Genomic DNA, 25,179 nt, shown 5'->3' on the forward strand with positions numbered 1-25,179 from the left:
GCGCACAGGTCGACGGGCGGCGTCTCCGTCGATGAGTGCCCTTGCCACCCTCGCGCGGGTTACGCGCGCTGCGCCGCGGTGGGGATTGGCCAGTTATCGATCAGCCGGACAGAGCCCAGCCGCACCGCGGCGAGAACTCGAGCCGGGGCACGGCACGTCGTGCAAGGCGCGAGGGTTTCGGCGTCACGGATTTCCAGATATTCGACCTTGAACCCGGCCGCGGTGAGGACCGCGTGGCCTTCCGCGAGGAGCGGCGCGATGGCGTCTGGGGTTGCGGTCGCCCGTGTCGCGATCTCATGCAACACCACGGCAAGACGCGGCGCGATGGCGCGTTCGCCGGGGGAGAGGAAGCGGTTGCGTGACGAGAGCGCAAGCCCGTCCGCCTCGCGCACCGTCGGCACCGCGCGAAGGCGCACCGGGATGTCGAGATCGGCGACCAGGCGGCGCACCACCAGCCATTGCTGATAATCCTTCTCGCCGAACCAGGCGCTCCCTGCTCCGGCTTGCAATAAAAGCTTGGTCACCACCGTCGCCATGCCGTCGAAATGCCCAGGCCGCTGGGCGCCGCACAACCCCTCGCTCAGCCCGGCAACGCTGACCGTGGTGGCATAGCCCGATGGGTACATGGCGCTGATGGCTGGCGCATAAACCAGATCCGCGCCAGCCCGGGCGGCGGCAGTGACATCGGCCGCCTCGTCGGGCGGGTAGCGGTCGAAATCCTCATTCGGGCCGAATTGACGCGGGTTGACGAAAATCGAGACCACGACCCGTTCGGCCTCGGCCCGCGTGGCGCGGATCAACGCCGCATGGCCGTCATGCAGCGCCCCCATGGTCGGCACCAGCGCCACCCGCGCGCCATCGGCACGCCAGGCCGCGACCATGGCACGGAGCCCGGTTGGCGATCGTTCAATCGGCAGCATCTACGCCGCCTTCCCCATGGCCGCGGCAGAATAGGGCAGGGACGTGCCGTTGGGGCTTATCCCCCCATGACAAAGGTTTGCACATCGCCCCGCTCATTAGCCCAGCGCCCCTCCGGCGTCACCCACCCTCGTGGGAGGGACGCCTGTGCGCCCGCGCGTCCGCGGGTTGGGTCAAAAAAAAATCTCTTGGGCGGTCGAATTGGCTTCGCACGGCAAATGACCGACAGCGGCGACTCGAGGCGACCAGTCAGCCGGAAGCCCGAGTGACTCACGCTGGTTCTCGGTGTTGACCAGGTGTTGACCAAGGCCAAAAAGCGAAGAGGCCGCTTCTGCGGCCCCACTGTAAAGCTATGAAATATTGAGAAAATCTGGAGCGGGCGATGGGATTCGAACCCACGACCCCAACCTTGGCAAGTTTAACAGGCCGTCTATCCGGCAGCATCTCTTTCTATCCCGTAGCCCGCTAAGTCCCTATCATAAAACGTCTTTTGTTGAAGGCGTCCATCCCTTCGGTATCCTCTTTTTACCCTGCGAACGCCGTTTTCGTGCTTCCCCCATGCTTCCCCGGCCTCCGCCCGGCCTTCCGGGGAAGCAGAATCTGGAATTCGTTTGATAGAACAATAGGATAACAGAAAATGGGCAAAATCACGAAGCGTGCGGTCGACGCATTGGGATCAAAACCTAACAAGGATGTATTCGCCTGGGACAGCGAAATGCGAGGCTTCGGCGTCCGCGTGAAGCCCTCCGGCGCCAAGGCCTATCTGATCCAATATCGCAACATCGAAGGCCGCACCCGGCGGCTGGTTCTGGGCTCCTGCGGTGTGCTGACGCCCGAACAGGCACGCGGGTTGGCGCGCCAGAGACTGGCGGCCGTCGCCGAGGGCGCTGATCCATCCGCCGATCGTCACATCATTCGCGACGGCATGACCGTCGCCGACGTGTGTGACTGGTATCTGAAGGAGGCTGGCGAGGGCCGCCTTCTCGGGCGCAATCGTCGGCCCATCAAGGCGACCAGCATCGCGATGGATCGAAGCCGGATCGAGACGCATATCAAGCCCCTGCTGGGGCCACGCCTCGTAAGCAACCTCACCTTGCGCGACGTCGAAGCGATGCAGGCCGACATCGCCGCCGGCAAGTCGGCGCGGGGGAAGAAAGCCCAGGGCCGCGGCGGACGCTCGACCGGCGGCGCCGGCGTCGCAGCCAGAGCGATCAGCACCTTTCGGGCCTTGCTCGGTCACGCCACTCGGCTTGGCCTCATCGAGAAGAATCCCGCATCGGGCGTGCGCCAGATGGCGTCACGCAAGGTCAAGCGCCGGTTGAGCGCGGACGAGGTTCGCCATCTCGGCAAGGTCATGCGGCAGTTGATCGCGAACGGTGAGCACCCGACAGGGCTCGGCGCCATCCGGCTCATGCTGCTGACGGGGTTCCGACGGATGGAGGCGCTGAGCCTCCAGAGAGCGTGGCTCCATCGGCAGGAACGCGCCATCCACTTTCCCGACACCAAGAGCGGCGAACAGCTCCGGGTGGTCGGTGGCGCGGCCATCGCGTGTATCGAGAGCCAGCCGCTCCAGGAGCATTCGCCCTACGTGTTCCCGGCTGATGTCGGCGATGGGCACTTCATCGGCGTCGTTCGGGTGCTCGAGCGGGTTTGCGCGCAGGCGAAACTGTCCGGAGTGACCCCGCACGTCCTCCGGCACACCTTCGCCAGCATCGCTGGCGATCTGGGGTTCTCCGAGCTGACGATCGCCGGATTGCTGGGCCACACATCGCGCGGCGTCACGCAGCGATATGTCCATCTCGACGCCGCCCTTGCCGTCGCCGCCGACCAGGTCTCGGCTGAGATCGCCAAGCTGCTGGACGGCGAGAGCAAGAGCGAAGCGAGGCCGACGGTTCCCGGACGCAAGCGCAGCCGCGCATCATCGGAGGCGGCCGATCCGCGTCGGTCATCCGCGGGCGATGATGACCTGCGGCCAGCCTTGGCTTCGTCTTGATGAGGCTCCGGCCAGGATATACAATACCTAAGACGTATCTCTAGGAGCATCGCCATGCAGGTCGCAAAGTGGGGCAACAGCCTGGCCGTTCGTCTGCCCGCGGCGGTCGTCGACGCTTTGGAGCTGAAGGAAGGCGACGAGATCGAAATCCATGTCGCCGACCCCAGGGCTTTCGAGGTCGCGCGGAAGCCCGGGCGGGAAGACTTATTGAAACGCCTACGCGCTTTCCGCGGGCGCCTCCCTGCCGATTGGAAGTTCGACCGGGACGAGGCAAATGCCCGGTAGCTTCATCGACACGAACGTCCTCGTCTATCTCGCCTCCGGCGATCCCGCGAAGGCCGACCGCGCCGAGCAGATCGCCGCCGCGGGCGGGACGATCGTAAGCATCCGGCATGAACCGCGGGTTTTGTATTCGGTTGGTGTTTAGGAAGGAGCGGCTGTGGTGATTGGTTCTGTTTGATTATTTTAAAGGCAGGGCCTGGACCATCTCGGTGGCCTCACTGGTGTCGCGATGGACCTCTTCACGGATGACGCGATCTGTCACGTCGGTGAGATACTGCGTCAGTGCGTTGTTCAGTTCCTGGAATTCCGGCCATAGCACCTGGTCGACAAATGCCTGCGGTACCCGCACCATGACGGTGGTCAGGCGTTGCCGATAAAGGCGGTATGGCTTCAGGCCGTAGCGTCGGCACAACGCCAGGAACAGTCGGCGCGACCATTGGTCGCGCAGAGAGAACTGCATCTCGATTGTTTTGTCCTGGCCCTGAATTTCCGCCAGCCGGGCGTGAACGCGCCCGAGTGCGGCCTCGGCCGCTGTGCGTTCGCCGATCGTTGCCGCTCCGGCGAACAATGCCTCGATCTTTCGCAGCTTCTCCCGAAGCACGCCCTCTTCAGACACATCCAATCTCTTCCGTTGCACTTGCCGCAACTTTGCTGGCGTTAACGCAGTTCCAGGGCAACAACTGGCCGAGGCGCCTGGCGGGATAGTCGTTGATCCCGGCGAGCACATCGGCGAGCCAGGCTTGCGGATCCACATTGTTGAGACGTGCCGTCTGGATCAGCGTGTAGAGGATGGCGGCCCGCTCGCCGCCGCGATCGGAACCGCAGAACAGCCACGCCTTGCGGCCGAGTGGCACGCAACGCAAGGCGCGTTCGGCGGCGTTGTTGGTCAGGCAGACCCGGCCATCCGCGAGAAAGCGGGTGAAGCTGTCCCAGCGGCGGAGCATGTAGTTGATGGCTTTGGCCAGATCGTGATGGCGCGAGAGCTTCGTGAGCTGAGCGGTCAGCCAGGCATGGAGTTCGGCAACCAGCGGCGCGCTATGCTGCTGGCGTACAGCCAGTCGCTCGGCGGCTGTTTTGCCGTTGATGGTTCGCTCGATTTCGAACAAAGCATCGAGCCGCTGCACGGTCGCGAGCGCGATCGGGTAGACCATGGCGCCTTGCTCGCCGCGGCTCTTCCTGCGGGCGGCGCCCGCGATATCGGCCAGCTCGAAAAATTTCCGCCTTGCATGGGCGAAACAGCCGGCTTCCCGCACCGGCGCAGGGCTGCGGCCAGCTTTATACAACGCGCCATAGCCGTCATAGGCGTCGGCCTGGAGGATGCCCGACCAGCCGGCAAGATGGGCTTGTGGATGTTCGCCGCGTCGATCCCGCGCATAGTGGAACAGCACCGCCGGCGGGGCGTGGCCGGCGAAGGGCCGGTCGTCGCGCACATAGACCCATAGCCGCGCCGTATCGGTCTTGCCGCGAGCCATGACCGGTACCGTCGTGTCGTCGCCATGCAGACGCTCGGCGGCAAGGACATGGGCCTCGATCAGCCGGTAGAGCGGCATCAGCACGGAACACGCCGCCCCGACCTGATCGGCAAGCGTCGAGACGCTGAGCGGAACGCCCTCGCGGGCAAAACGTTCGGCCTGGCGGTTGAGCGGCTGGTGCTGACCATACTTCTCAAACAACAGCATGGCGAGAAAGCGCGGGCCCGCCCAGCCGCGCGGAACGACATGAAAGGGGGCCGGCGGCTGAGTGATCGCCTCGCAAGCCCGGCAGGAGAATTTCTCCCGCACCGTCTGGACGATTTTCCACTGCCGCGGGATCACCTCCAGCGTCTCGGTGACATCCTCCCCGAGCTTCGACAAGCTGGTGCTGCCGCAGGCAGGGCAAGAGCAGGGTGAGGGGATCACCACACGCTCACGCGGCAGATGCTCGAGAAAGGGCTTTCTGGCGGGACGCTTGCGCACGAACCCACCGACATGCGTGGTTTTCGCCGCGGCGGTTGCAGCTGCCAGCCCGTCTTCACTGGCGTCGGCCTCAAGCTCTTCGAGCTGCAATTCCAGCTGATCGAGCAGACGGCGGCTGCGTTCGGCGCTGGCGCCGTATTGCTCGCGCCGCAGCCGGGCAATCTGCAGCTTGAGATGAGCGATCAAGGCCTCGGTCGCACTCTCCCGAGCACGGGCCTCGACCAGTCGCGCCTCGGCCTCGTCGGCGCGCTGGATCGTTGCAATCACCAGCGCCTTCAGCGCGCCAATATCGTCCGGGAGAGGCGTGTCGGTGAGGGTCACCAGACGACAGAATCAACATCCAGCGGCGCGCGCAAGCGAAAAATGCACACCCGGCGGAAAAATCCGCTCTATCCCGCGCTCGCTGGTCGCCAGGAATATTGCGGATTGCGCCACTCGATTCCGTCAAGAAGACAAAACAGCTGCGCCTGCGTCAGCCGCACCGCGCCATCTGCCGCAGACGGCCAGATGAATCGCCCTCGCTCAAGCCGCTTGCTATACAGCGACATCCCGAGGCCGTCGTGCCAAATGATCTTGACTAACGATCCACTGCGCCCGCGGAACACAAAGAGATCGCCACCGTGAGGGTCACGGCTCAATCCCTGCTGGACCTGCAAGGCCAAACCCTGCATCCCGCGGCGCATATCGGTGTGGCCCATCGCGATCCATACGCAAACACCCGACGGGATCATCGCAGCGCCGTCAGCGCCGCCGTCACCAATGCCGGCTCGGCCGCCCCCTCGATCACCACGCATGCACCAGCTGGCAGCCGAACCTCAATCCGAGCAGGCGCCGCCGTCCTGTCTCTGGCTTGCGGATCTCCGACCGCGCCACCCACCGCATCGCACGGCAGGACGCCAGCTCCCGCCTCTGGCACAGTCTCCAGCGGCAAGAACACCGCAGGCATCGGCGCCGGCCTCAGCTCCCCCGCACGCGCCAGCCGCCGCCAATGCCACAACTGCCCGCGTGAGACCTCGTGTCGCCGCGCCACCTCGGCAAAGACCGCGCCAGGCGCCTGCGCCTCCGCCACAATCCGCAGCTTGTCCTCATCCCGCCAGCGACGCCGGCGCTCCACACCCGTGATAATCTCCATCCCGACACCCGCTCATAACGACGCTCATAAGAGCGCCGTTATGAGCACCCCAATCCATCAAAAACAGGCGGCCTTCCGCGGAAGCTTACGGACGATCAGCGTGCAGGTGCTGAACGAGCTCGCCAACGTGTCGCGCCGCAAAATGGGCCTGTCCTGGCCCGAGACGCACGCCTTTCTCTCGACGGTGCGCGCTTTGCTGCCGATAGAGCCGATGACGGTGGACGTGCATGATTTGGGATTGGCGATAGCTGAGCGGTATGGCCTTTCGGTCTACGACGCGATGATCGCAGCCTCGGCACTTCACGCGGATTGTGACACCCTCTGGTCGGAAGACATGCACAATGGTCTGGTCATCGAGAACCGGCTCCGCATCGCGAACCCGTTTCGCATGGGCTGATTTTTCAGGCTGGGTAGGGAGAGTGAACGCGAAGCCGCCGCCGATGCAGACTTGGGACGAAGGATGATCCATCGCCTGACCTATCGTCGTCCCGGTCAGCACCACATCCATATCCGTGGCTTTAAGGAGAAGGGAAACATCAATACACCGCTTGCGCTTGCGATCCACAATCAAACCGATCGTTTCGGCCTCGCGATCGATGCCATCGAGTGGATTCCGTGTTTTGCCGACACGGGCGCGGGCGCCCGCGAGGCATTGTAGGAGCGCAAGCTTGTTTGCCTTCGCCCATGAATTTGGCGTCGAGCCGCAGGAGATCGCCGCGTGAGCTTGGCCGCTACGGCATTCACACATTTTGCTTGTGCTCATGGCGCACGTCTGATTCTCCATGATTTTTGTATTGATGGGGAACGAGATGGTGGTTCGGGGTGGAGCTTTCGGTCATTTTGGTGATGCGCGCCGTGCGGCAGTAGGCAGTACGTTGGGAGCGGGTGGTGGAGACCGGGGCGCTGGTGATACGCAAACTCGGGGGGACGCGGGCGCGGGAGATTGCGATCCATCGGTTTTTGTTGGCGTCTTCGGTCACGTGCGTGTCAATCGGCGTTCAATTGTGATCCCAGATTTGCATTCGATTGGGACCCCTCTTTGGGACCAGGCAGAACGACGGCACTCGCCCCGGCGCAGCCGTTCGGTTAGCGCAGCCGGGGCGAGTGCGGTGGCGTGAGGTGGGACTTTGAGCGTCAGGCGCGGTTTTTGAAGCGCCAGCTTTCGTTGCCGGTTTCAACGATGTCACAATGGTGATAGGGGGATGGTCTTATTGTAACGGACGTTTGCAGCCAAGGCGGCAAGCGCGCCGCAGCACGCCGCTTGCTGCCGCGCGCCGGCCTCCGCTAGGCTGGGCCATGTCCTTTGCCAGCGCCGCTGCGGCGCCCGATACGCCAGGCTATCCGTCTCTCGATCCGCCCGGCGATGATCTCGCCGCGCTGATCCGCGCAACCGCGCACGGCGATCGGGCGGCGTTTCGCCGAATCTATGATAGCCGGGCGCGCCGGCTCTATGCGGTGGCCCTCCGCATCACCCGGCAATCGGCGCTCGCCGCCGATGCCGTGCAGGACGCCTTCCTGCAACTCTGGCGGAATGCCGGGCAGTTCGACGCCGCGCGTGGCCATGCCGAGGCTTGGCTGCTCAGCCTGGTGCGCTATCGCGCCCTCGATCTCATCCGCCGCCATGGCCGCGAGACCCTCGGCGCCACCGTCCCCGAGATCGAGGACGAGGCGCCGGACCCTCTCGCGGTTTTGCTCACGAGCAGCGACGGCAAGGCATTGCGGCGCTGCCTCGAAACGCTTGAGGAAGATCGCCGGCGCCTCATTCTGCGCGCCTTCGTCGACGGGCTTTCGCACCAGGATCTCGCCGCGGCGACGAAACAGCCGCTCGGGACGATCAAATCCTGGATTCGGCGGGCGCTGCACGCCCTGAAAAAGTGCCTCGACCCATGAGCGGTAGCGACGACGATCCCGATCTCCTCGCCGGCGAATATGTGCTCGGCTGCCTCGATGCTGAAACCGCGGCGGCGGTGGTGGCGCGGGCGGCGCGCGAGCCGGCGCTGGCGGCGGCGATCCAGGCCTGGGAGCAAAGGCTCGCGCCGCTGGCCGAACTGCTCCCCGAGGTTGCGCCGCCACCGGAACTGTGGCCGCGGATCGCCGAATCGCTGCCGCCGCAACGGGGCGATCTCGCCGCCGCGCAGATTCGCCGCCGGCTTCGCCTCTGGCAGGCGAGCACCGCCGGCGCCCTGGCGCTCGCCGCCGCCTTCGCCGGCCTCCTTCTTTGGCGCACGCCGCCCACTCACGCCCCCCGCGCCGTCGCCACCTTGATGCCGGCGAGCGGCCAGGGGCCGGTCTTCATGGCAATGATGATCGGCAATGGCGAGATCGCCATCACCAGCGCGGCACCGCTCAGCGTCGCCGCTGATCGCAGTCTCGAACTCTGGGAATTGCCGGCGGGGGAGACGCGGCCGCGCTCGCTCGGGGTGTTGCCGGCGCGGGGCACCCGGGTGGTGCGGGCCGAGGGGGCGGGGCCTGCGACCCAGCTCATGATCAGCCTCGAGCCGAGCGGCGGCTCGCCGACCGGCGCGCCGACCGGCCCGGTGCTCTATGCCGGCACGCTTGCCGTCGTCGATTAGCGCCAGGCGGATACGAAAAACCCGGGAAAGCCGCGCTTTCCCGGGTATCGTCGGCGACGGCGGGGAGAAAACTCAGTTCGGCATCAGCACCTTATCAACGACGTGAATAACGCCGTTGGCCTGTTTGACGTCATAGATGGTGATATCGGCGACGTTGCCCTTCTCGTCCTTCATGACGATGTTCTGCGAGCCGTTCATCATGAAGGTGAGGGTGCCGCCCTCGAGCGTTTTCAGCGTCGCCATGCCGTTGCCGGCGAGGATCAGCTTGCGGAGCGCGGTCGAGGTGTAATCGCCGGCGACCACGTGATAGGTGAGAATCTTGTTCAGCGTCGCCTTGTTCTCGGGCTTGACCAGGGATGCGACCGTGCCCGCGGGCAGATCATTGAACGCTTCGTTGGTCGGGGCGAAAACCGTGAGCGGACCTTTGCCGTTCAACGCATCGACCAGGCCCGCCGCCTTCACCGCCGCGACCAGCGTCGTGTGGTCGGCGGAATTGACTGCGTTCATCACGATCGTTTTCGAGGGATACATCGCCTGGCCGCCGACCATGACGACGCTGTCCTGCGCCGCCCAGGCCCCGCCGGCGGCGAACGCCAGAGCCGTTCCCAAAGAAAACGCGATCATTCGTTTCATCGACTGTCTCCTGTTGTTGGTGAGCGCGCGGCCATGGCGGCCGCTGTCACCGATACCGGCGAGCGGCGGCCGTGGATGCGGCCGGGCGCGATTTTTTTTCCACCCCCCCTCCGGTGGGGCAGGGTTTGCGGCTATATCAGGAATGTCTGAACTCACGGCGGGAGAGCGCCATTGGCTGACGACCTCTTCGACGTAGAGCGCGCCGAACCGCGCCTCGAAGAGAGGCCAGTCGATCAGCCGCGCCAGCCGCGCCAGCCGCGCCAGGGGATGCCGCTGGTCGATGATATTCTCAAGGCACGAGCGAAATAGTTCGAAATCATCCGGCTGCACATTCAGCTTCGGCGGCATTCTTTCCACCACGTCAAACGCATGATGGTTGGCATGAAAAAGAAAGAATTACGATCGCGACGACCGCGCAATGCTTCAACCGTTTTGCAAGGGTTTTCCGCCCAGGCCATGCAAACCTCGCAAATTCCAATATTGCCCACGCCTAAAAATTCATCGCCAGATCAAAAAAGTTCTATTTTTCACGGGCGACTGGCTATGATGGCGTGACTCAAACAAAACAGCCTATGGAATTCCCGGCGCGGTTCAGATCGAAGCCTCGTATCGCCATACGAGGCGACGAGAAAAGATCATGGATCGGTTCGTGTCCGCCGGCCAGACCCAGAGATTTCTCGCGACCCAAGACCAGATCATCACCCTGTTCCGCCCGAAACGCCATCGTCTCTCCGCCCGATCATTCCGCCACGGCCGGGCCGACGCGTTTTCACTCTGGGCCGATTATACCAACCTGAGGTTCCGTTGACTCGAATGTGAGTTGGCGCGGCTCGGGCGGGTATGATTCGCTGAGCTTCCCCGGAGGAGGCTTGCGATGACGGTAGCGATAACGCGTTTGGACTTGTCGGCTATGGCGCTGCGCGAGCGGGCGGCTCGTGCGACGGATGCGAAAGTTTCGAGGCGCCTTTTGGCGATTGCTCTTGTTCTTGAAGGCTGGTCTCGGCGCGATGCGGCCGAGGCTTGTGCCATGGACCGCCAGACGCTGCGCGACTGGGTGCACCGTTACAATGCATTGGGACCTGACGGGCTGGGCGATGCGCCGCGCCGCAACGGCCCGCCACCCCGATTGTCGGCTTCGCAGCAGGCGCAGATCGCGGCATGGGTCAGGCAGGGCCCGGACCTGGAGCGTGACGGCGTGGTGCGGTGGCGCTGTGTTGACCTACAGCGACGGATCGAGACCGAGTTTGCGGTTACCCTGCACGAGACGTCGATCAGCCGATTGTTGCGGCGGCTCAAGTTCACGCGGGTCCAGCCGCGTCCGTATCATCCGAAGAAGGACGCTGCGGCACAGGACATTTTTAAAAAGACTTCGCTGGCCTGGTAGCGGCGGCGATCCCGGTCACGGCGGCCCGTAAGCCGATCGAGGTGTGGTTCGCCGATGAAGCCCGTGTCGGTCAGAAGGGAACCCTGCGCTATGTCTGGGCAGAGCGGGGTTCCCGACCACTGGCGGTGCGCGACAATCGCCATGACTCCGCCTATCTGTTTGGTGCCGTCTGCCCAGCACGCTGTCTTGGTGCCGCCATCATCATGCCGGCGGTCAACAGCGAGGCGATGGCCGAGCATCTTCGCGAAATCAGCACGCAGGTCGCGCCCGGTGCGCACGCCGTGCTGGTGCTCGATGGCGCCGGCTGGCATCAAGCCGGCGAACGTTTGCCGGTGCCCGACAACATCAGCCTGCTATCGCTGCCGCCCTATTCGCCAGAGCTCAACCCAGTCGAAAACATCTGGCAATTTCTGCGCAGCAACTTCCTAAACCATCAGGTCTGGAACAGCTACGACGAAATCCTTGCCGCCTGCCGAAACGCCTGGAACAAGTTCATGCAAATGCCAGAACAAATCGCTTCGATCACCCAACGAGACTGGATCAAAGCGGTCATTGGATAGGCAGGTTGGTATCACTGGTGTCGCGATGGACCTCTTCACGGATGACGCGATCTGATACTGCCAGTCTGGGCTCCTGATCGATCATGACCCAGGTCAATCGCACATCATTTAATCAACCTGACAATGCCGGATCAATCGATGACAGGCCTTAGCATTGCGTCGCGAGCAGGCGCGCTGCATCTCCGTCAATGACTAGTCCTCTTGCGACCCCAGTGCGCAAGAGCGCTGCCACCGCAGCGACTTTTTCGATCCCGGCACCGAGCAGCACAACATCACGTCCGATCAGGCGCTCGAAATCAACCGCCAGCGCACGGCGTGACAGCGGGTGATCGATTCTTCGCCCCTGCGCGTCAAAGAATAGCCCGAGCGTGTCGCAAACGGCGCCGAGGCGGCGCAGTTCCGCCAATTCATCGGCGCCGACCATGCCCCGCTGGCGCAGCAGAGAGGTTTCGCTCAGCTCGCCGACGCTGATCAGATAGAAATCGGCGTTGTGCGCCATCGCGAGTGCGGCCGCGACACTGCGCTGCGACAGCAAAACCGCCCGGTCATCGATGCTGTCGGCGATGAAGGGAATGGGGAGAAAATGCCCCTCGCCGTTGGCGCGGGCGGCAAAGGCCTGCACCACCTCGAAGGTGTTGGAGGCGGAATTATGAGACAGCGATCCCATCAACGACACGAACCGCGCCTCCGGATTGCGCACACCCGTCAGATGCAGGGCCACTTGTTCCAGGGTCCGCCCCCAACTCACCCCGACGGTAAGCCGCCCTTGCGCCAGCCGGCCGCGCAATAGCGAGGCCGCAGCCGAGCCGACGGCGCGGCGCGCGATCACGCCCTGGGCCGCGGCGATCGCGGCGTTTGCGGTTTCCGAGAGCCCGGTCGGCAAGGTCGCAAAACAAAAGTCGAGGCCAAATCGCGACGCGATCGTGCGCTCGATTTCGAGATCATGCACCGCGTCATGATGGATGGTGACGCTCACCAGCCCGCGTTCGCGCGCCTCGGCAAGCAGACGGACGACGCGGCTGCGGTGAAGGCCAAGCTGCGCCGCCACTTCCTCCTGCGTCTTGCCGACCAGGTGATAGAGCCACGCGGCACGAACAATGAGAGCCTCGTCAGGCTCCTGGCCGAGATGGAGCGGCATCGGCCGCGAGGGATCGGGCTGGCTCATAGGCAAGCCTTGACAAAAGTCGCGGCCGGTGGCAAGTGTGCATGCGATCGCACATTTGTCGTTCAAAAAAACAATTGTGCGTCGCAGCGCGCATGGTCGCGCCGTAACGGAGGACGTCCCGCGATGACCCAGCGTGCCAACCTGCCGCTGTTTGATCTCTATCGCACGATGCGCCGCATCCGCTCGTTCGAGGAGCGTGTCGCCGAACTCTATGTGCGCGGACTTTCGGCCGGCTCGATGCTGCATCTCTCCATCGGCGAAGAGGCGGCGGCGGCGGGCGTCTGTGCCGCGCTCAGGCCGGCCGACAGTTTCACGACGCATCATCGCGGCCATGGCATTTTTCTCGCCCGTGGCGCCGATCCCAAGCGCATGATGGCCGAGATCGCCGGCAAGGCGGAAGGCTATTGCGCCGGCAAGGGTGGCTCGATGCATATCGCCGACATGGCGCTCGGCCATCTCGGCGCCAACGCCATCGTCGGCGGCGGCATTCCGCATGTCGTCGGCGCTGGGTTGAGCTACAAGCATCTCGGCAAGGATGCCGTTTCCGTCGCGTTCTTTGGCGACGGGGCGATGCAGCAGGGCATTCTCTATGAAAGCATGAACATGGCGGCGCTGTGGGCGCTGCCGGTGTTGTTCGTGTGCGTGAACAATCAATACGGCATGGGCACCAGGGTCGATCGCGCAACGCGGGTCACCGATTTTGCCGCACGCGCAGGGGCGCTCGGCCTTCTCGCCGAAAGCGCCGATGGCGAGGACGTCACCGCCGTTTTCACCGCGGCGGAAACGCTGGTCGCCGAGGCCCGCGGCGGTCGTCCGGGTTTTCTCGCGATTTCCTGCTTTCGCTTCTTCGGCCATGGCCGAATGGACAAAAGCCCATACCGCAGCGCCGAGGAAGAAGAGGCCGGGCGCCAGCGCGACCCGGTACGCCATGCGCGCGCGGCGCTCGTCACGCGTGGCGAGAGCGATGAGGCGGCGCTCGATGCGCTCGACCTTGCCATCGCGCGCGAGATGGATGACGCGATCGATTTCGCCGCCGCCGCCGCGCCGCCGGCCTTTGACGCGCTGTTTCGTGATGTTTTCGCCCCCGGCGAGCCGGCGCCCGAGCCGCTGCGGGCGCGGCTCGATCGCGTGCTGGCAGGTGCCTGATGGATAGCGACACGCACTTGAGCGAGACCACCTACCGCGACGCGCTGCGCCGCGCGCTCGACGAGTCGATGCGCGAGGACCCGCGCATCATCGTCATCGGCGAGGAGGTCGGCCGTTATGGCGGCGCCTATGGCGTTACCAAGGATCTGATCGACGAGTTCGGGGACGCGCGGCTGATCGACACCCCGATCAGCGAGCCGGCGATCGTCGGGGCCGCGATCGGCGCGGCGATGACCGGGCTCAGGCCGGTCGCTGAGCTGATGTATGTCGATTTCCTCGGCCTGGTGATGGACCAGCTCGCCAATCAGGCCGCCAAGATCCGTTATATGTTTGGTGGCCAGATCGGCGTGCCGATGGTCCTTCGCACCCAAGGCGGAACCGGGCGTTCAGCCGGCGCGCAGCATTCGCAGAGCTTGGAGGGCTGGGTGATGCACACGCCCGGCCTGCGCCTCGCGATGCCGGCAACCGCCGCCGACGCCTATCATTTGCTGCGCCATGCTCTGACCTTGCCCGATCCGGTCGTCTTCATCGAGCACAAGGCGCTCTACGCCCGCAAGGAGTTGGTCGATTTTGCCGCGCCGGTCCCGCCTTGGGGGCAGGCGGTGATCCGCCGTGCTGGTGACGATGTCTGCCTCGTCGCCTATTCACGGATGGTGCATGTCGCGCTCGCGGCGGCAGAGCGACTGGCCGAGCGCGGCATCACCGCCGAGGTGATCGATCTCCGCACCTTGAACCCGCTCGACATGGCAACGGTTGCCGCCTCGGTTGCGCGCATCGGGCGGGCGGTGGTGGTGAGCGAAGGGTATCTCACCGCCGGGGTTGCGGCCGAGCTTGCTGCACGCATCAGTGAAGAATGCTTCGATTTCCTCGAAGATCCGGTGATCCGCATCGCCGGCGAGGATGTGCCGATCCCGGTTTCGCCGGCGCTGGAAGCGGCGGCGGTGCCGGATGCGGCGCTGATCGTCGAAACCGTTGCCCGGATGCTTGGCTGATGACGGCGCTGCTGACCCTGCCCCGGCTCGGCGAGACGATGGAGAGCGGGCGCATCGTCACCTGGCTAAAGCAGCCGGGCGAGGCGTTCCGGCGCGGCGAGACCATCGTCGAGATCGAGAGCGACAAGACCGTGGTCGAGCTGCCGGCGCTGGCTGACGGAACGCTGGTCGAGGTGCTGGCGCCGGCCGGGGCGGATGTCGCGGTCGGCGCGCCGCTCTGCCGCTATGAGGTGGCCGGCGCTGCCCCGCCCGAGGCCGGTGCGCCCAAAGGCGTCTCCGTTGCCGCGGTCGCCGAGACCATGCCGGCGCCCGCCGCGCCCGCCCCTTCGCCGCCGCCGACGGAGAGTGGCCGTCGGCGCGCGACCCCGCTTGCCCGCCGTCTGGCGGCGCGCGAGGGGATTGATCTCGCAGCCCTCGCGGGTAGCGGCCGGCGCGGCCGGATCGAAGCGCGTGACGTGCGCGCGGCCGTCACCGGCGCTGCGCCTGACGCGCTCGCGGTGCGACGCTGGCCGGCGAGCGGTGCGCTGCGTCGCACGGTGGTGCTGGTGCACGGTTTCGGTGGTGACGCGCAAACCTGGGCACTGTTGGCGACGCATCTCGCACGCCAGGGATTTGCCGTTTCCGCCCCCGATCTTCCCGGCCACGGCGCGACCATCCTCCCCGCCGACACGCTCGATGCGCTCGCTGAGCCGCTCGCGCCGCTGCTCGCGGCAGACACGCCGGTGGAGCTGGTCGGGCACTCGCTCGGCGGTGCGGTTGCGGCCCTGCTCGCGCGCCGGCACCCAGAGCGGGTCGCGCGGCTCACGCTGATCGCCCCGGTCGGGATCGGTGATGCGATCGACGCCGATTTCATCCACGGCCTTGCCACGGTCCGGAGTGCGGGTGGGCTCGCGCATCTGCTGCGCCGCCTCTCGCCGCACCCACCAGCCCTTTCGCCCGAGCAGCTCACCGCGATGGCCGAGCGCCTGGCGGCGGGGCACTTTGCCGCCCTCGCCGAGGTAACCGCCGGCGGCGGGCGTCAGCAGATCGACATCCTGCCGGTGCTGGCGGCGCTGCCGATGCCGGTTCGCGTCGTCTGGGGCACGGCCGATGCCATCATTCCCTGGACGCAAGTGCAGAACCTGCCGCCGCGCATTGCGATCCACCTGATCGCCGGCGCCGGCCACATGCCGCAATGGGACGCGCCGCAGCCTATCGCCGCCTTGTTCGACGGCTGACACATCACCGCGCGGGCGCAACCGCGAGGGTGTTTTGAGGAGGAGACTGATGGAAAACGATACGCAAATTCCCGACTTCGCTTCGAGGCGCGCCTTGCTGCAAGGCCTCGGCCTCGGTGCCGCCGCCTTGGCCGGCCCGAAACTGGCGCAATTCGCGCTCGGCAGCACGCCGGCACGGGCCGCGGAGGGCAAGCCGGTGAAACTCGCCGTGGTCGCGCAGCAAATGGCGGCGCAATCCGACCAGCGCGCCTGGGCGGGGTTTCAGCAATGGCTCAAGACCACCGGCCTCGATAAGACCTGGCAGGTGACACAGACCGACGCCAAAGGCGATCCTGGCGCGCTGGTCAGCCAGATCGAAGACGCGATCACCGCCAAATCCGACGCCATCATGGTATTGTTCGGGACATTGACCGCAGCCCACAGCGCGCTCGCCAATCTCGAACGCAGCAAGATCCCGTTCTTTAGCCTCGATTCCGGCTGGCAGGCGCCGGCGCTTGCGGACATCACCAGCAATAACTGGGTGATGGGCGGTGCCTTTGGGCAATATATGGTCGAGCGATTGCTCGCGGATGGCAAGCAGAAGGCCAATATCTGTGCAATCATTGCCAATTTCCATCACGGTACGCGCAAGCGCGGCAAGGTTATGAAAGCGATCCTCGGAGAAAATGAATGGATTAATCTGAAAGCCGAGCGTGTTATTCAGTATCAGGGATTCTTTGAGACCACCCAGAACGCCGTCAATGACTGGCTGACACGCTATGGCGATGAGCTGGATGCGATCTGGTGCCCGTGGGACGAGCCGGCGATGGCCGCTGCCGAAGTCATCCAGGCGCACAAGCTCGAGCACAAGGTCTTCGTCGTCGGCTGCGACGGCCATCCGACGGCGCTGGAGCGGATGCGCAATCCGGATTACCCGCTGGTTGCGACCTGCGCGCAGGCCTTCGAATTGTGGGGGGCTTATGGCGGCTGGATGGTGAACGAGATCGTCGGCAAGGGGCGTTCGGCGAAAGAGATCGTGCCGGTGCCGACGGTCGATTTCCCGGCGCCGCTCCTGGTCAAGGGCGTCAATATTCCGTCGGCCGGCAAGCCCACCTATGACGCGACCGATCTCTACTACATCTATCGCGACCGCGCCGTCGCGGGCATGAAGGGCTGAGCATGGCGATGAGACCACCTCGTCTCTCCGCCCGCGCGGTTCGCAAGAGTTTTCAGGCGACGTGCGCGGTTGACGGGGTGGATCTCGATCTTCATGCCGGTGAGATCCTGGCGCTGGTCGGGGCCAACGGCGCCGGCAAATCGACGCTGGTGAAGATTCTCTGCGGCGCCATCGCGGCCGATGACGGGCAGATCGCGATCGACGGGCGGGTGGTCGCTTTCCGTGCCGTGGCGGACGCGCACGCCGCCGGTATCGCGGTTGCGCATCAGCAGGTCGCGATCATCCCCTGCCTCGACGGGGCCGAGAATATCATGCTCGGCCGCGAGCCACGCCGTTTTGGGCTGATCGACCAGGCCGCCCTGCGCCGCAAGGCGCAGGCGCTCGCCGATCGCGTCGGGGTTGCGATCGATCTGGCGCGGGAGTGCGGCGCGCTTTCGCTCGGCGAGACCAAGATCCTCGATATCCTCAAGGCGGTGGCGCATGATCCGGCCGTCCTGATCCTCGATGAGCCGACGGCGTCGCTATCGCTCGCTGAAAGCCGGCGGCTATTCACCTTCCTTGATGAGCTGAAGGCGCGCGGCCTCGCCATTCTGTTCATTTCACATCATTTGAACGAGGTCTTCGCCCATTGCGACCGCGTCGCGGTGCTGAAGGACGGGCGGAAAGTGTTCGACGGCTCGGTTGCCGCAGCGACGCCGGCCGACGTCGTGCGCCTCATGGTTGGCCGCGCGATCGAGGATACCAAGAGGGAAAGCGATGGTGCGGCGGGTGATCGCGACCTCGCCCTTTCGCTGCGGGGCGCGCGGGTCGGGCGGCTTGCGATCCCGGCACTCGACATCCGGCGGGGTGAGATCGTCGGTATCGCCGGGGTTCTGGGCGCGGGGCAAACCGAGCTGCTCGAACGCCTCGCCGGTGTCCCGCATGGCGCATCTGCCGCGAGCGTAAGGCTCCCCGGCCTCGCGCGGCTTCCGCACAGTGTCGCCGAGGCGATCGCTGCTGGCGTCTATCTCGTCGCCGATAACCGCATTCGAAAGGCGCTGTTTCCGGGCCTCGACGTGCAGGAAAACCTTGCGAGCGGCGCACTCGGCGTGCTGAGCCGCCATCTCTTCATGCAGCCGGGGGTGGAAGCCGGCGCCGCGCGGGACGTTATCGCCCGGCTCGGCATCAAATGCCATGGCCTGCGTCAGGACGTCATGACCCTCTCTGGCGGCAATCAGCAGAAGGTTGCCTTCGGCCGCTGGCTTTTGCGCATGGCGCGTGATCGGCAGGCGGCGCCGCCGCTCCTCCTCCTCGACAACCCGACCGAGGGGGTCGATGTCGGCGCCAAGGCGGAAATCTACGCGCTGATCCACGATTTTGCCCGCAAGGGTGCCGCGGTGCTGGTCGCCAGCGCCGAATTCGCCGAGTTGCTGGCGCTGTGCGACCGCGTCCACTGCATCGCCCATCACCAGCTCGGCGCCGCCCGCCCCTGCGCCGGGCTCACGGAAGACCGGCTTTTGCTGGAGGTTGCCTGACATGAGCACGAGCGACACCGAAGTCCCGCAGGCGCTTGCCGACGCCGAGGGCGCGCGGGTTGCCAATTTTCTCGCCCGCTATGGTACCGTGCTCGCGGCGGTCGCGATTTTCGTCGCGTTCTCGCTCGCCAGCAATCGCTTCGTCTCGGCCGCCAATCTCGGCAATATTCTCGTTCAGATTTCGGTGCTGATGGTGGTGTCCTCGGGCCTCACCGTCGCGGTCGCGAGCGGCGAGTTCGATCTTTCGGTCGGCGAGGTCGCCGGGCTTTCGGGTGTGCTCGCGGCGGGGATGATGGTGTGGGCGAAGCTGCCGGTCGCGCTCGCCATTCTCGCGCCGGTCGCATGCGGCACGGCGATCGGCCTCGTTAACGGATTTTTGGTGACGCGGCTGCGGATCCCCTCCCTGATCGCGACCCTGGCGATGGGGCCGATCGCGCTTGGCGCCAATTATGCCTATGACGGCGGCGATTCGATTTATGCGACCTTTCCGGACTCGTTTTATTATATCGCAACCGGCCGGCTGTTCGGCATCATCCCCGTGCCGATCGTCATCGCGCTTGTCGTTGTCGCGGTTTTTTATGTCCTCCTCAATCGCACGCGTATCGGCCGCGCCATCGTCGCGACCGGGGCCAACATCCAGGCGGCGCGGCTTTCCGGCATCGCCGTCGATCGCTGCCGGGTGCTGGCACTGGCGCTTTCTGCCTTCGGCGCGGCGATGGGCGGGATTATGCTGACGGCGCGGCTCGGCACCGGCCAGCCGGGCGCCGGCGAGCCCTATCTGCTCGATAGTCTGACCGCCGTGTTCCTCGGCATGACCGCGTTCAAGCCGGGGCGGGCGACGGTGCAGGGCACGTTGGTCGGCGTCGTCATCATCGGCATGCTCGATAACGGCCTCAATCTGCTCGGCGCCCCTTTCTATCTGCAAAACGAGGTGCGCGGCGTGGTGATGATCGCTGCCGTCAGCCTCGCCGTGCTGCGCGGCGAAATCCGGTTTTTCTGACCCAAAGGACGAGACATCATGAACCAGCCCGAAGAGCGGCGCATCGCCCTTGTTACCGGCGCGAGCCGCGGCATCGGCCGCGCCATCGCCCTCGCTCTTGCCGCTGCCGGCTTCGATCTCGCGCTGAACGATATCGCTCGCCAGCGCGCCGCGCTCGATCAGGTATGCGCGGAGGCAATAGCGCATGGCAGCAAGGCGCTCGCCGTGCTCGCCGATGTCTCGCATCGCGATGAGGTGGAGAAAATGGTTGCCGACATCATGGCCGCGTTTGGCCGGGTCGATGCGCTGATCAATAACGCTGGCATTTTGATCCCGAGTCCGATCGTTTCTTTGGCCGAATCGGACTGGGACGCGGTGATGGATGTCAACGCCAAGGGCACGTTTCTCGTCACGCAAGCCGTCTTGCCCCATATGCGGGCGCGCAAATATGGCCGCATCGTCAACATCGCCTCGATCGGTGGTAAGCATGGCGCGCCGGCGCAGGCACACTACTCCGCGTCGAAAGCGGCGGTGATGGGGTTTACCCGCGTGCTTGCGCAAGAAGTCGGTGCTGACGGCATCACCGCGAATTGCCTCTGCCCTGGCATCATCGTGACCGATATGGGCCGCACCAATCTCGACGACCCGGAAACGCGCGCGCAGTGGATCCGCATCACCGCGCTCCGCCGCCTCGGCCAACCCGATGACGTCGCCGGGCCGGCGGTTTTCCTTGCCTCTGACGGCGCCGCGTTCATCACCGGGCAGACCCTCAATGTCTGCGGCGGGATCGTCTTCAGCTGATTGCAAGGAATACGGTGAGACTGGGGTTGCCGTACGATTTGTTAGAAACTGCACGGCAAGCGATCATTCGTATAGGCCAGATGTAATACCATGTGTGGACATCGGGTAATCGCGGCGAGGACATAGATCGTCCATGATGCTGCGAGCCGGGCTTTGTCGTCCGGCGATTCACATCATGGGAGGCGGTTGGATGACCAGATGGACACCTCGAAGAACCGTGGGTTTTCGTCGTTTTGGCGGCGACATGGGATGGCTTGCCGGGGTTGGGGCGTTGATGGGGGTGAGTTTGGCGGTGTCTGGTGCTGAATTCTGGACTGGCGGAGCGAATATCTGCCTCCGACCAGCGCGATTTCGGTCAGGCGGGCGCAGTTCGCCTGTTGAGCCAGGCCAGGCGCTGCATGTTGTAGGCGAGATTGGCGAGGCCGATCTTGGTGGTGGCCCGGGCGATGCCGATGGTGCGGACGAACAACCCCATCGGTCCCTTCTGCCGGGCAAACACGTGCTCGATCGCGGAACGCACCCGGGATTTCGCCGCGTTGGCCAGAGCCGTCCGGCGCGGCATCGGCCAGCCCCGCGGTTTCTTGCGATGAATGCACGAGCGCATGCCGTTGTCCGCGAGCCATGCCTCGTTCTGCTTCGACCGGTATGCAGTATCGGCCCACACACCGGCGGCGGTGTTGCCCTTGTCGATGAGCCCGATGAGTTGCGCCCCGTCATGACGCGCGGCATCAGTCACCGCCCAGGTCCGGATCAGGCCATGCCGGCGGTCGATCGCGATGTGGTTCTTGTAGCCGAAGGCCGGGATCGCGAGGTCGACCGGCGGCATCGATCCGTCCGGCTTCGTCTTCGCCTTGGTGAACTTCACCGTCCAACGCGCGTCACGATCCTTCTGCCGCAGCTTGGCCGGCGTGTCCTGCCAGCCCGCGGGGATCTCGCCGGCCTTGATCGCCCTCTTCTCTTCCTCGGTGTTGCGCTGCCGCGGCGCCGCCGCCAGGCTCGCGTCGAGGATCTGACCCGCCATGGCGAGGTAGCCGCTTTCCTTCAGCCGCGCGTCGAACACCGCGAACAGTTTTGCGATCGTTCCGGTCTGGGTGAGAAGCTCGCAAAACAGCCAGATCGTCTTCGCGTCCGGCGCCTTGTCCGACAGCCCCATGTCGAGGAAGCGCATGAACGACAGCCGGTCGCCGATCTGGAACTCCGCCTGGTCGTCGGAGAGGTTGTAGAGCGCCTGCAGCACCAGGACCTTGAACATCAGCACGCAATCGTAAGGCGGACGCCCGCCGCGGGCCGGGTCGCTGCGGTTCAGCGCCTTCTCCAGCCGGTATCGGAACGTCTCGAAAGGCACGATCTCCTTCAGCCGAACCAGCGGATCCCCCGCTTTCGACAACGCCGCATACCGATCGTCGAGATCAAAGAACCCAGGCTGCGACACCATCTCGCCCTCCACCGCTTCGCGCGCCACAGCGAATCACCAAATCGCGCCACGCACCAGCGGTTCTTCGAGGTGTCCAGCTCGATGTCGACCTGTGGGGTGGAACAATTTTTTATCAGCTTGGCGCTGTATAGAGGGCGGAAAGGCCATGACGAAGAAGATCAGCGGCGCTGAGTATCCACTGTGCAAGATATTCAGCTCAGATTTTGACTATATCATTCCGTCGTACCAGCGTCCTTATGCCTGGACGGCCGTGCAGGCCTCCGAGCTATTCGATGATCTTCATGACTTTTTCCTTCGTGAACCTGAGGAGAGTTATTTCTTGGGCAGCATCGTTCTCATCAAGGACGAGGGCAGATCTCACGCTGAAGTCATTGACGGGCAACAACGCCTTACGACACTAACTATTCTACTTGCAGCGCTTTCTTCGAAATTCACTGGCGCACTACGGGCAGATTTTGAAAACTACATCCGTGAACCCGGACGTCCATCCCAGGGCCTCAAGCCAAAACCTAGGCTAACTCTGCGAGAACGCGACCGTACGTTTTTTGCCGACCACGTTCAGTCACTCCAGTTTGATAAGCTCATCACCCTCGACCCGGCGCAGCTTGACAATGAGTCGCAGCAGAATATCCAGGCGAACTCTCGCCTACTGCTCGATAGGCTGGACAAAGCGTTCAATTCCGACACCGATAAACTGTGTGCCTTCGGCGCTTTCTTAGTTCAACGATGCTTTCTGGTGGCTGTGTCGACGCCCAATCAGCAATCGGCGTTCCGAGTGTTTTCAGTTCTTAACAGCCGCGGCTTGGACCTCCTCCCGACAGATATCATCAAGTCCGATGTGATTGGTCAGATTCCGCATTCAAAACAAGACGAATACACGGAGAAGTGGGAGGAGCTGGAGGTCCAAACAGGCCGCAACGGATTTGCTGATTTGTTCAGCCATATCCGCATGATTTACGCTCGGACCAAGGCGCGTCGTACCCTTATCGAAGAGTTCAAAGATCAAGTTTTGCGCGTCGTACCGTCACCCGAAAAGCTCGTTTCCGATGTGATTGAGCCCTACGCTGAGGCATACTTGACCGCACGGAATGCGCAGTTCGTCGCCACGGAGAACGCATCTGACATCAACTTTTTGCTTAGGTGGTTGAACCGTATCGATAACTCAGACTGGTTCCCCTCAGCGATCCTATGCCTAGCGGAAAACAAAAATGTGCCACAGTACGTTCGCTTTTTCCTGCATAGGTTGGAACGCCTAGCAGCATACATGCATATCTGCGGGAAAAACGTGAATGAGCGTATCGAACGGTATGCTCCGGTGCTAGCGGAACTGCAATTGCCGGGCTCCAAGCAGGCTCCCATCAAGGCCGTCGAGCTAACCGCAGAGGAAAAGCGGGAAATGCTGGGTGTGCTCGATGGGCCGATTTATGCTCTGACGGCCCGACGGAGGAACTACCTGATATTGCGGCTTGATTCGTTCCTGTCCGACGGGGCCGCTACCTATGACCCGAATCTGCTGACTATCGAGCACGTACTCCCACAGACCGTCTCCAGCGACACCGAATGGGCTGCAATTTGGCCCGACCCTGTGCAACGGGAACAATGGGTACATCGGATTGCTAACCTGGTGCCCCTGACCCAAAAGCGGAATTCACAGGCCCAAAATTATGACTTCGGTATGAAAAAATCAGCCTACTTCGGGGGGCGGCAGGGCATTTCTTCCTACGTCCTGACCACGCAGGTTCTCGATACTGCCGAATGGACGCCAAAAACCATACAGGAGCGCCAAAGCATGTTGCTCAATGTGATGGCAGAGAAGTGGGAGTTGATAAATCAAAATTGATCTAAATTTCAACTCTCATATCAAATAAAAAGAAATAGTGCCGATAGATATTGGTGTAATGGCTTCCATAATCTGCTTTTTATTCCAGAATAATCAAGGATCTCTATCCACTCCCGGCCATCACCGACCACGATGTCGTCCGACCGAAGGACGCCGCGGTGCGTCGAAATGTGACCCAGCCCGCCCGCAGGCCCGGCGGGCGGCGTGGGGAAAGGAAGGGCGAGACGGCCGAAGCCACCCCGCCCGGTGTGCTACTCAGCGGCAAGCGTGAGCGCCTCCTCGAGGTCCTCGACGCCATCGTCTTCGTCACAAGCGAGGAATTCTGGCAGCGCCTCGCTCTCGTCCTCGCCCGCGTCATCACCGGCAGGCGTGCCGTCGCCGGTATCGGCCATACGGAGTGGCTCCGGCAGCCACCCGGTGTCCGCCAAAAGACGCTCGGCCTCCTTCGCCATGTCTCCCTTCTTCAGGTGATCGATGAGCTGGGCCGCTCGGTCTCCGACGCCCTCACGGACCGCTTCGAGAATGCGGCGCTTCGGGACGCGGCCGAGGTAGTTCTCGACCGTCGGCCGCCAGTCGGCCTGCACCATGTCGAGGTCAACGGCCTTCGCGATCCGGTCGGCGTCGGCAAGGCGCTGAGCGACAGTGTGCGCTGACACGCTGCCGCCGTAGCGGTCGGCCTTCTCGTAAAGCGCGTTGACGCCGAACGAGACGCAATGGGCAAATAGCGCAGCCTGCTCGTCATTCGTGAGCGTCGCGAGCCAAGGCCAGAGCGCGTCCCTGTCTATGGGCAGACGCGCCTCCCAGGCGTTGTGGCGTTCGGCGATCGCCTTCGCCGCTGGCGTCTCGTTCAGGCCCTGCGCCTGCACCGGGAAGCTGGCGCTGCTCACCGAGACTTCCATGGCCGTGCCGGAGGGCAGATACCGCGTGAAGACGTCCAGGCAGAACTTATGCAGCACGGCGTGAAACGCGACCGAGGGCGTGGTCGCGAGTTTGTCGCGCGGCGCAAGGGTGCGCTCGGCCGTCAGCTCCGTCACCAAGCGCTCAGGCAGCGGCTTGATGACATCATCGTCCTCGTCGTCGGGCTCGGAGGCCGGCCCGGCGACGGTGATGACCGCGCGCGGGGCTGGAGGCGCGGCCGGCGCCACCGTGGCGGGTTCGGTCGTGATCGCGGCTTCGCCATCGGGCTCAGGCTCCGCCGCCGGCGCCTCGTCCTCCGGGCGGACATAGCCGCGCTCGACGCGCAGCGCGCCGTCACGGTCGATGCTGACGAAGGCGCCGGCGCGAACGATGTCGGCGGGGTCGAATTTCGGCGGGCGGTTCTGGAATGCCTCGATCGCTGCTTCGATCTCGGTCAGTCGTGCCTCGACCGCTTCCGGCACTTCGTCGGCCCCGCCATACTGCGCCTCGAGCGCGTCGTATTCGGCCTTCAGCGCATCGAACTCCGCCTGCTCTGCTTCGCTGAGGGGATTGGTGGAGGGCAGCGGGCGCAGCCCCTGCCGGTGGC

Annotated in this window: 27 protein-coding genes and 2 pseudogenes; 18 read left to right on the top strand and 11 right to left on the bottom strand. The window is 64.3% G+C overall.

The window, feature by feature from the left end; genetic code table 11:
- Positions 1-59: 59 nt before the first annotated feature.
- Positions 60-920, bottom strand: coding sequence for a pantoate--beta-alanine ligase (gene panC / locus DEF76_RS14630; RefSeq protein WP_114912949.1), 861 nt, complete (start codon positions 918-920; stop codon positions 60-62).
- Between the two features lie 635 nt (positions 921-1,555).
- Here panC and DEF76_RS14635 point away from each other — a divergent pair.
- Genes DEF76_RS14635 through DEF76_RS19730 form a run of 3 tightly spaced genes read left to right on the top strand, consistent with a single transcriptional unit; the run spans position 1,556 to position 3,338 of the window.
- Positions 1,556-2,911, top strand: a complete 1,356-nt coding sequence (locus DEF76_RS14635; protein WP_114912950.1) for a tyrosine-type recombinase/integrase — start codon at positions 1,556-1,558, stop codon at positions 2,909-2,911.
- 54 nt (positions 2,912-2,965) lie between these two features.
- Positions 2,966-3,196 (top strand): AbrB/MazE/SpoVT family DNA-binding domain-containing protein, encoded by a 231-nt coding sequence (locus DEF76_RS14640; protein WP_048859773.1) that lies wholly within the window; start codon positions 2,966-2,968, stop codon positions 3,194-3,196.
- Positions 3,186-3,338 carry a PIN domain-containing protein gene (locus DEF76_RS19730; protein WP_205216019.1) on the top strand — a complete coding sequence of 51 codons (153 nt, stop codon included), beginning with the start codon at positions 3,186-3,188 and terminating at the stop codon, positions 3,336-3,338. The genes DEF76_RS14640 and DEF76_RS19730 overlap by 11 nt, the downstream gene beginning before the upstream one ends.
- Positions 3,339-3,371: 33 nt before the next feature.
- Here DEF76_RS19730 and DEF76_RS14650 read toward each other — a convergent pair whose 3' ends face one another.
- The 4 genes from DEF76_RS14650 to tnpA form a co-directional block, all read right to left on the bottom strand.
- Positions 3,372-3,809 (bottom strand): hypothetical protein, encoded by a 438-nt coding sequence (locus DEF76_RS14650; protein ID WP_114912951.1) that lies wholly within the window; start codon positions 3,807-3,809, stop codon positions 3,372-3,374.
- The gene (gene tnpC, locus DEF76_RS14655) at positions 3,802-5,469 is read right to left on the bottom strand and encodes an IS66 family transposase (protein ID WP_114912952.1); all 1,668 of its coding nucleotides are present in this window, start codon (positions 5,467-5,469) and stop codon (positions 3,802-3,804) included. The genes DEF76_RS14650 and tnpC overlap by 8 nt, the downstream gene beginning before the upstream one ends.
- A gap of 68 nt (positions 5,470-5,537) precedes the next feature.
- Entirely contained in the window at positions 5,538-5,879 is a 342-nt protein-coding gene (tnpB, locus tag DEF76_RS14660; RefSeq protein ID WP_114912953.1) for an IS66 family insertion sequence element accessory protein TnpB, read from the bottom strand.
- Positions 5,876-6,280: an IS66-like element accessory protein TnpA gene (tnpA, locus tag DEF76_RS14665; protein ID WP_114912954.1), complete on the bottom strand. Its 405-nt coding sequence runs from the start codon at positions 6,278-6,280 to the stop codon at positions 5,876-5,878. The genes tnpB and tnpA overlap by 4 nt, the downstream gene beginning before the upstream one ends.
- Before the next feature lie 40 nt (positions 6,281-6,320).
- Between tnpA and DEF76_RS14670 the strand changes: the two genes are divergently transcribed.
- Both DEF76_RS14670 and DEF76_RS14675 read left to right on the top strand, forming a co-directional pair.
- Entirely contained in the window at positions 6,321-6,677 is a 357-nt protein-coding gene (locus tag DEF76_RS14670) for a PIN domain-containing protein (protein ID WP_114912955.1), read from the top strand.
- A 63-nt stretch (positions 6,678-6,740) separates the two neighbouring features.
- Complete coding sequence (locus DEF76_RS14675) at positions 6,741-6,938, top strand: phosphoketolase family protein (protein ID WP_114912956.1); 198 nt, start codon at positions 6,741-6,743, stop codon at positions 6,936-6,938.
- 82 nt (positions 6,939-7,020) lie between these two features.
- Here the strand turns inward: DEF76_RS14675 and DEF76_RS19490 are convergent, their stop codons facing one another.
- Positions 7,021-7,260, bottom strand: coding sequence for a hypothetical protein (locus DEF76_RS19490; RefSeq protein WP_162800677.1), 240 nt, complete (start codon positions 7,258-7,260; stop codon positions 7,021-7,023).
- Positions 7,261-7,576: 316 nt separating this feature from the next.
- On the opposite strand from DEF76_RS19490, the gene DEF76_RS14685 reads away from it, so the two are divergent.
- The gene (locus tag DEF76_RS14685; protein WP_114911841.1) at positions 7,577-8,170 is read left to right on the top strand and encodes a sigma-70 family RNA polymerase sigma factor; all 594 of its coding nucleotides are present in this window, start codon (positions 7,577-7,579) and stop codon (positions 8,168-8,170) included.
- Positions 8,167-8,853: an anti-sigma factor gene (locus tag DEF76_RS14690; protein ID WP_114911842.1), complete on the top strand. Its 687-nt coding sequence runs from the start codon at positions 8,167-8,169 to the stop codon at positions 8,851-8,853. The genes DEF76_RS14685 and DEF76_RS14690 overlap by 4 nt, the downstream gene beginning before the upstream one ends.
- 72 nt (positions 8,854-8,925) lie before the next feature.
- Here DEF76_RS14690 and DEF76_RS20475 read toward each other — a convergent pair whose 3' ends face one another.
- Together DEF76_RS20475 and DEF76_RS20480 are read right to left on the bottom strand one after the other, a co-directional pair.
- Positions 8,926-9,486 carry a fasciclin domain-containing protein gene (locus DEF76_RS20475; protein WP_114911843.1) on the bottom strand — a complete coding sequence of 187 codons (561 nt, stop codon included), beginning with the start codon at positions 9,484-9,486 and terminating at the stop codon, positions 8,926-8,928.
- Between the two features lie 186 nt (positions 9,487-9,672).
- A pseudogene (locus DEF76_RS20480) lies at positions 9,673-9,834 on the bottom strand (IS5/IS1182 family transposase); the annotation flags it as partial.
- 33 nt (positions 9,835-9,867) lie between these two features.
- Between DEF76_RS20480 and DEF76_RS19495 the strand changes: the two are divergent.
- The 3 genes and pseudogenes from DEF76_RS19495 to DEF76_RS14705 all read left to right on the top strand — a co-directional run bounded on the left by DEF76_RS19495 (position 9,868) and on the right by DEF76_RS14705 (position 11,430).
- The gene (locus tag DEF76_RS19495) at positions 9,868-10,041 is read left to right on the top strand and encodes a hypothetical protein (RefSeq protein ID WP_162800678.1); all 174 of its coding nucleotides are present in this window, start codon (positions 9,868-9,870) and stop codon (positions 10,039-10,041) included.
- A 40-nt stretch (positions 10,042-10,081) separates the two neighbouring features.
- A pseudogene (locus DEF76_RS14700) lies at positions 10,082-10,294 on the top strand (IS6 family transposase); the annotation flags it as partial.
- Between the two features lie 66 nt (positions 10,295-10,360).
- Positions 10,361-11,430, top strand: a protein-coding gene (locus DEF76_RS14705; protein ID WP_114912957.1) for an IS630 family transposase whose coding sequence is annotated in 2 segments (ribosomal slippage) — positions 10,361-10,853 and positions 10,853-11,430 — 1,071 coding nt in all. Because the reading frame shifts where the segments join, the coding sequence is not laid out codon by codon here.
- 148 nt (positions 11,431-11,578) lie between these two features.
- Here DEF76_RS14705 and DEF76_RS14710 read toward each other — a convergent pair.
- On the bottom strand, positions 11,579-12,595 hold the full coding sequence (locus tag DEF76_RS14710) for a sugar-binding transcriptional regulator (RefSeq protein WP_205216021.1): 1,017 nt from the start codon (positions 12,593-12,595) through the stop codon (positions 11,579-11,581).
- 123 nt (positions 12,596-12,718) lie between these two features.
- Between DEF76_RS14710 and DEF76_RS14715 the strand changes: the two genes are divergently transcribed.
- The 7 genes from DEF76_RS14715 to DEF76_RS14745 are packed head-to-tail and all read left to right on the top strand — an operon-like array spanning position 12,719 to position 20,400.
- Positions 12,719-13,741, top strand: a complete 1,023-nt coding sequence (locus DEF76_RS14715; RefSeq protein WP_205216022.1) for a thiamine pyrophosphate-dependent dehydrogenase E1 component subunit alpha — start codon at positions 12,719-12,721, stop codon at positions 13,739-13,741.
- On the top strand, positions 13,741-14,733 hold the full coding sequence (locus tag DEF76_RS14720; RefSeq protein ID WP_114912958.1) for an alpha-ketoacid dehydrogenase subunit beta: 993 nt from the start codon (positions 13,741-13,743) through the stop codon (positions 14,731-14,733). Before DEF76_RS14715 ends, DEF76_RS14720 begins: the two co-directional genes overlap by 1 nt.
- Positions 14,733-15,950, top strand: a complete 1,218-nt coding sequence (locus DEF76_RS14725; RefSeq protein WP_114912959.1) for an acetoin dehydrogenase dihydrolipoyllysine-residue acetyltransferase subunit — start codon at positions 14,733-14,735, stop codon at positions 15,948-15,950. Before DEF76_RS14720 ends, DEF76_RS14725 begins: the two co-directional genes overlap by 1 nt.
- A gap of 49 nt (positions 15,951-15,999) precedes the next feature.
- The gene (locus DEF76_RS14730) at positions 16,000-17,106 is read left to right on the top strand and encodes a sugar ABC transporter substrate-binding protein (RefSeq protein WP_114912960.1); all 1,107 of its coding nucleotides are present in this window, start codon (positions 16,000-16,002) and stop codon (positions 17,104-17,106) included.
- A gap of 8 nt (positions 17,107-17,114) precedes the next feature.
- On the top strand, positions 17,115-18,620 hold the full coding sequence (locus DEF76_RS14735; protein WP_162800679.1) for a sugar ABC transporter ATP-binding protein: 1,506 nt from the start codon (positions 17,115-17,117) through the stop codon (positions 18,618-18,620).
- A gap of 1 nt (position 18,621) precedes the next feature.
- Complete coding sequence (locus DEF76_RS14740; RefSeq protein ID WP_114912962.1) at positions 18,622-19,620, top strand: ABC transporter permease; 999 nt, start codon at positions 18,622-18,624, stop codon at positions 19,618-19,620.
- Positions 19,621-19,638: 18 nt separating this feature from the next.
- The gene (locus tag DEF76_RS14745) at positions 19,639-20,400 is read left to right on the top strand and encodes an SDR family NAD(P)-dependent oxidoreductase (protein ID WP_114912963.1); all 762 of its coding nucleotides are present in this window, start codon (positions 19,639-19,641) and stop codon (positions 20,398-20,400) included.
- A gap of 355 nt (positions 20,401-20,755) precedes the next feature.
- On the opposite strand, the gene DEF76_RS14750 is transcribed toward DEF76_RS14745, so the two are convergent.
- The gene (locus tag DEF76_RS14750) at positions 20,756-21,835 is read right to left on the bottom strand and encodes a transposase (protein WP_114913921.1); all 1,080 of its coding nucleotides are present in this window, start codon (positions 21,833-21,835) and stop codon (positions 20,756-20,758) included.
- A 145-nt stretch (positions 21,836-21,980) separates the two neighbouring features.
- Between DEF76_RS14750 and DEF76_RS14755 the strand changes: the two genes are divergently transcribed.
- A complete protein-coding gene (locus DEF76_RS14755; RefSeq protein ID WP_114912964.1) occupies positions 21,981-23,675 on the top strand; it encodes a DUF262 domain-containing protein in 1,695 nt (564 codons plus the stop codon).
- Positions 23,676-23,926: 251 nt separating this feature from the next.
- Here the strand turns inward: DEF76_RS14755 and DEF76_RS20485 are convergent, their stop codons facing one another.
- Positions 23,927-25,054 (bottom strand): hypothetical protein, encoded by a 1,128-nt coding sequence (locus DEF76_RS20485; protein ID WP_456303840.1) that lies wholly within the window; start codon positions 25,052-25,054, stop codon positions 23,927-23,929.
- Between the last annotated feature and the right edge of the window lie 125 nt (positions 25,055-25,179).

Source organism: Acidibrevibacterium fodinaquatile (genome assembly GCF_003352165.1).
Taxonomy (GTDB): Bacteria; Pseudomonadota; Alphaproteobacteria; order Acetobacterales; family Acetobacteraceae; genus Acidibrevibacterium; species Acidibrevibacterium fodinaquatile.